Here is a 3966-nt window from a genome sequence, read left to right as displayed (position 1 = left end):
TCATCACTCACAGTGCCCATCCCGCCGGACCTCGGCCCGGCGTGTCGGGCCGGAAACACCGATCTTGAAACAGGCCCCGCACCCGCACGTCCAGACCGCGGCGGGCTAGCCCCGGTCGAACCGGCACAGACGCGGCTCCTGCCACCAGCTCGACGGGAGGCTGAAAGATCATGCGCGACGGCATCGGGCGGGCCGACCTGGTCAGTTGGTGCTGGTGTGCAGGGCGCTGCCGCCGTCGACGGGGAGGACGGCGCCGGTGATGTAGGAGGCCTCGTCGGAGGCCAGGAAGACGGCGGCGTTGGCGATGTCCCAGGCGCTGCCCTGGCGGCGCATGGGTACCTGGGCGGCTCGGGCGGCGGCGATCTCGTCGCGGTCGCGTCCGGTCGCGTCGGCGACGCGGTCGACCCCGATGGGGGTGTCGATCATTCCGGGGACGATGGCGTTGACGCGGATGCCGTGCGGCGCGTATTCGAGGGCGAGCCCGCGGGTGAGTGCGTTGACGCCGTTCTTGGCGATCGAGTACGGGTTCGCGCCGGGCAGGAGCCCGGCGAGTGAGGAGATGTTGAGAACGACGCCGTGTCCCTGGGCGCGCATCAACGGTAGGAACTGTCGGCAGACCAGCCACAGGCCGGTGAGGTTGATCGACAGGCCGCGTTCCCAGTCGTCGTAGCTGGTGGCCTCCGTGCCCGCGGCAACGACGACGCCGACATTGTTGTGCAGGATGTCGACCTGGCCGAATGTCGCGGTCGCGGCGCGCGGAATGGTTTCGCAGTCCGCTGGCCTGGTGATATCGGCGGTGTGAGGGTGGCCGTTGCCGCCTTCGGCGCGGATCTGGGCGACGGTGTCCTTGGCTGCTTCCAGGTCGCGGTCGACGACCAGCACCTGGGCGCCTTCCCGGGCAAACGCGACCGCGGTGGCCCGGCCGTTGCCGATCGTGGCGCCGGGCCGTTGCCCACCCCCGACGACCACCGCGGTCTTTCCTGCGAGCCGGTTCATCGGTGTCTGTGCCCTTCGGGTCGACGCGTCCGGCGCCGGGCCACCTCGACGGGGCGCGGCGCTGTCCGCGGGAGGTTTCCGCCTCGGTCCGGTTCCCTAGGGGACGAGGAGCCAGCTCGTCGCGTCGCGCCCGGCGTCGTCGCAGGCGGCGAGCGCGGCCGGGGAGACAGGGGCCGTGAGGTAGCCGACCAGCCCGTCGAGCAGGTCCGCGACGTGCGCGGCGAAGGACAGGACGTCCTGCCCGCGGGCTTTGGCGCGTTCGCGGTCGGCCGCGGCGTGAATCGCGAAGGCGATGGCCTGGCTTATCCGGTGGGCGCGGAGCGGCTCGGGGATGTCCGTGAGGAACGACCGGAAGTGGTCCTGGAAGGCGTTCGACGCGGCCAGGTAGGTAGGCGCGAACTGGTCGAACACCTCGCGGCTGCCGTGGGTGTGCAGGTTCGCGACGAAGCTTAGGTAGTTGCTGCCTTCCTGCTCACCTTGTTCGAGGACAGGCAGCACGTAGCACTCGACCCAGCCGCGCAGGTCGTTCGGGCGGTGCTGGGCGGCCAGCAGGTTGCGCCGCTCGTGCAGGTACGGCAGCCGGAACTCGAAGATCTCCCGGATCAGCTGTTCCTTCGTGCCGAAGTGGTACTGGACCGCGGTGTTGTTGCCGCTGCCGGCCGCGGCGGAGATCTGCCGCAGCGAGACGCCGTCCAGTCCGTGCTCGGCGAACAGCGCCTCGGCGGCCAGGATGATCCGTTCCTTCGGCGACGGCGCTAGCGGCATGGCTCCATCGAAACACACTGGACATCGTCATGCAACTGCCTTAACTTCCATGCATCCGCTTGGACCGTGAGGAGTGTCATGGGCAGTGCCGCCGAGGAGACCTACCGCGAGGTCATGACCATCGAGCCAGCGGCGGTGACGACGCCGCTGGAGCAGTTCAGCCGGGACTTCGTGTTCGGCGAGGTGTGGAGCCGGCCCGGGCTGAGTCGCCGTGACCGGCGGTGGGTGACGCTGACCTGCGTCGCCGCCGCCGACGCGCCGGGACCGATCGAGGACCACGTCTACGCCGCGCTGAACAGCGGTGACATCGAGCTGGACGCGATGTTGGAGTTCGTCCTGCACTTCGCCGTCTACTGCGGCTGGCCGAAGGCGTCGCACCTGGAGATGGTCATCGCCCGCCAGTGGCACCGCATCCAGGCCGAGCAGGGTCGCGAACCGGAACCGTGGCCGGTCCTCGATGACGCCACGCTCGGCCCGAACGACTGGGAGGCGCGCCTCGCCCGCGGCGTCGAGGAGTTCGTCGACGTCAACCTGGTACCGGCGCCGCCCGCGGAGACGCCCTATCGGCACGCCGGCATCCTCAACTTCGTCTTCGGCCACGTCTGGCAGCGCCCGGGACTCACCCGCCGCGAGCGGCGCATCATCACCGTCGCCTGCGTCGCCATCGACGACTCGCCGACGCCGCTGACCACGCACGTCGGCTCCGCGCTGCGCTCCGGCGACCTCACCAAGGCCGAGATGGACGAGATCGTCCTGCACTTCTCCGCCTACTACGGCTTCGCCAAGGGCGAGGCGCTCCACGACGCCGCCGAGAAATAACGCCGACGCGGTTTCCACGCCCATCACGCACCACACCTAGGGGAGATCGATGCTCAGAAAGCGCATGACCGTGGCCGCGGCGGGCCTGTCGGCCGCCGCCGTCCTCTTAGCCGCCGGCTGCGGCTCGTCGAGCTCGGGCGGTTCCAGCGGCGGCACCACCACCGCGGCGACCGCGAAGAAGACCATCACCGTGGGCGTGATCGCCGACATCACCGGGGCGGCGGCCCCGCCCAACAAGTCCGTCGTCGACGGGGTCAAGGCCGGCACGTTCTACGCCGCCCGCAACGGCTACACGATCAAGTACATCGTCGGTGACACGGCGACGAACCCGGCGACCGCGCTCGCCGTCGCCCAGAAGCTGGTCACCCAGGACCACGTCTTCGCGGTCCTGGCGAACTCCGCGCTGATGTTCGCCGCCGCGCCCTATCTCACCGCGCACAACGTGCCCGTGATCGGCGCCAGCCAGGACGGCCCCGAATGGATCCCGTCGAAGAACATGTTCTCGATCTGGGGCCCGCTGCAGGCCACCAAGGTCTCCACCACCCAGGGCAAGTTCTTCAAGATGGTGGGCGTCACCAACCTCGGCGTCCTCGCGAACTCCGTTCCGACTGCGTCCGAGGCCGGCGAGGGATCCGCCGCGTCGGCCGAGGTCGCCGGCATCAAGGTCGGCTACCTGAACGCCAAGTTCCCCCTCGGCGGCGACGTCGGCCCGGCCGTGCTCGCGATGAAGGACGCCGGCGTCGACGGCTTCGTCGCCGCGGCGGGCTCCGACACCACCTTTGCCGTGATCAAGGGTCTGCAGGACCAGGGCGTCAAGCTCAAGGCCGCCCTGCTGCCCACCGGCTACGGCGGTGACCTGCTGTCCGCCGGCCCCGGCGCGGCGCAGGCCGCCCAGGGCGCCTACTTCGTGTCCGCCTACGAGCTGGTCGAGCAGCAGACGCCCGCGACCAAGCAGTTCGTCGCCGACGTGCGGCAGGCCGGCATCAAGGGTGAGCCGACCTATGCCTCCTACAACGGCTACGTCTCCATCGGCCTGCTGGTGCGCGCTCTGAAGGCCGCCGGCGCCAACCCCACCCAGGCCAGCCTGATCACGGCGCTGGAAGGCATCCACGACTGGAACGCCCTCGGCCTCTACGGCTCCCACACCGTCGACATCAACGACCGGGAGAACATCGTCTTCGGGCCGGACAGCTGCCAGTGGATCGCCCAGTTCCAGGGCAAGACGTTCAAGCCCGTCCCGAACGCCAGCCCCATCTGCGGTGACGTCGTCCCCGGCCGCACGGTCGCGCCCGCGTCCTGACCACCGGTCTTCACCCCCACCACCGGGTCCGGGGGGGGGGGCGCGGCGGGGCCCCGGCGGGGGGGGGGGGGGGGGGGGGGGGGGGG

At 70.4% G+C, this 3966-nt stretch carries 4 protein-coding genes; 2 read left to right on the top strand and 2 right to left on the bottom strand.

The features are described from left to right. Positions 1-201: 201 nt before the first annotated feature. Positions 202-996, bottom strand: coding sequence for an SDR family NAD(P)-dependent oxidoreductase (locus tag I6A60_RS40775; RefSeq protein ID WP_203012112.1), 795 nt, complete (start codon positions 994-996; stop codon positions 202-204). A 96-nt stretch (positions 997-1092) separates the two neighbouring features. After that, positions 1093-1761, bottom strand: a complete 669-nt coding sequence (locus I6A60_RS40770; protein ID WP_203012113.1) for a TetR/AcrR family transcriptional regulator — start codon at positions 1759-1761, stop codon at positions 1093-1095. Positions 1762-1839: 78 nt separating this feature from the next. Here I6A60_RS40770 and I6A60_RS40765 point away from each other — a divergent pair, with 78 nt between their 5' ends. Both I6A60_RS40765 and I6A60_RS40760 read left to right on the top strand, forming a co-directional pair. Then, complete coding sequence (locus I6A60_RS40765; protein WP_203012114.1) at positions 1840-2580, top strand: carboxymuconolactone decarboxylase family protein; 741 nt, start codon at positions 1840-1842, stop codon at positions 2578-2580. A 49-nt stretch (positions 2581-2629) separates the two neighbouring features. Beyond that, a complete protein-coding gene (locus tag I6A60_RS40760; protein ID WP_203012115.1) occupies positions 2630-3880 on the top strand; it encodes an ABC transporter substrate-binding protein in 1251 nt (416 codons plus the stop codon). Positions 3881-3966 lie beyond the last annotated feature (86 nt).

It is taken from the genome of Frankia sp. AgB1.9 (genome assembly GCF_016786355.1).
Classification (GTDB): Bacteria; Actinomycetota; Actinomycetes; order Frankiales; family Frankiaceae; genus Pseudofrankia.
Note: the sequence above shows the minus strand (reverse complement) of the source record. Positions and strands in the feature narration are given on the sequence as shown.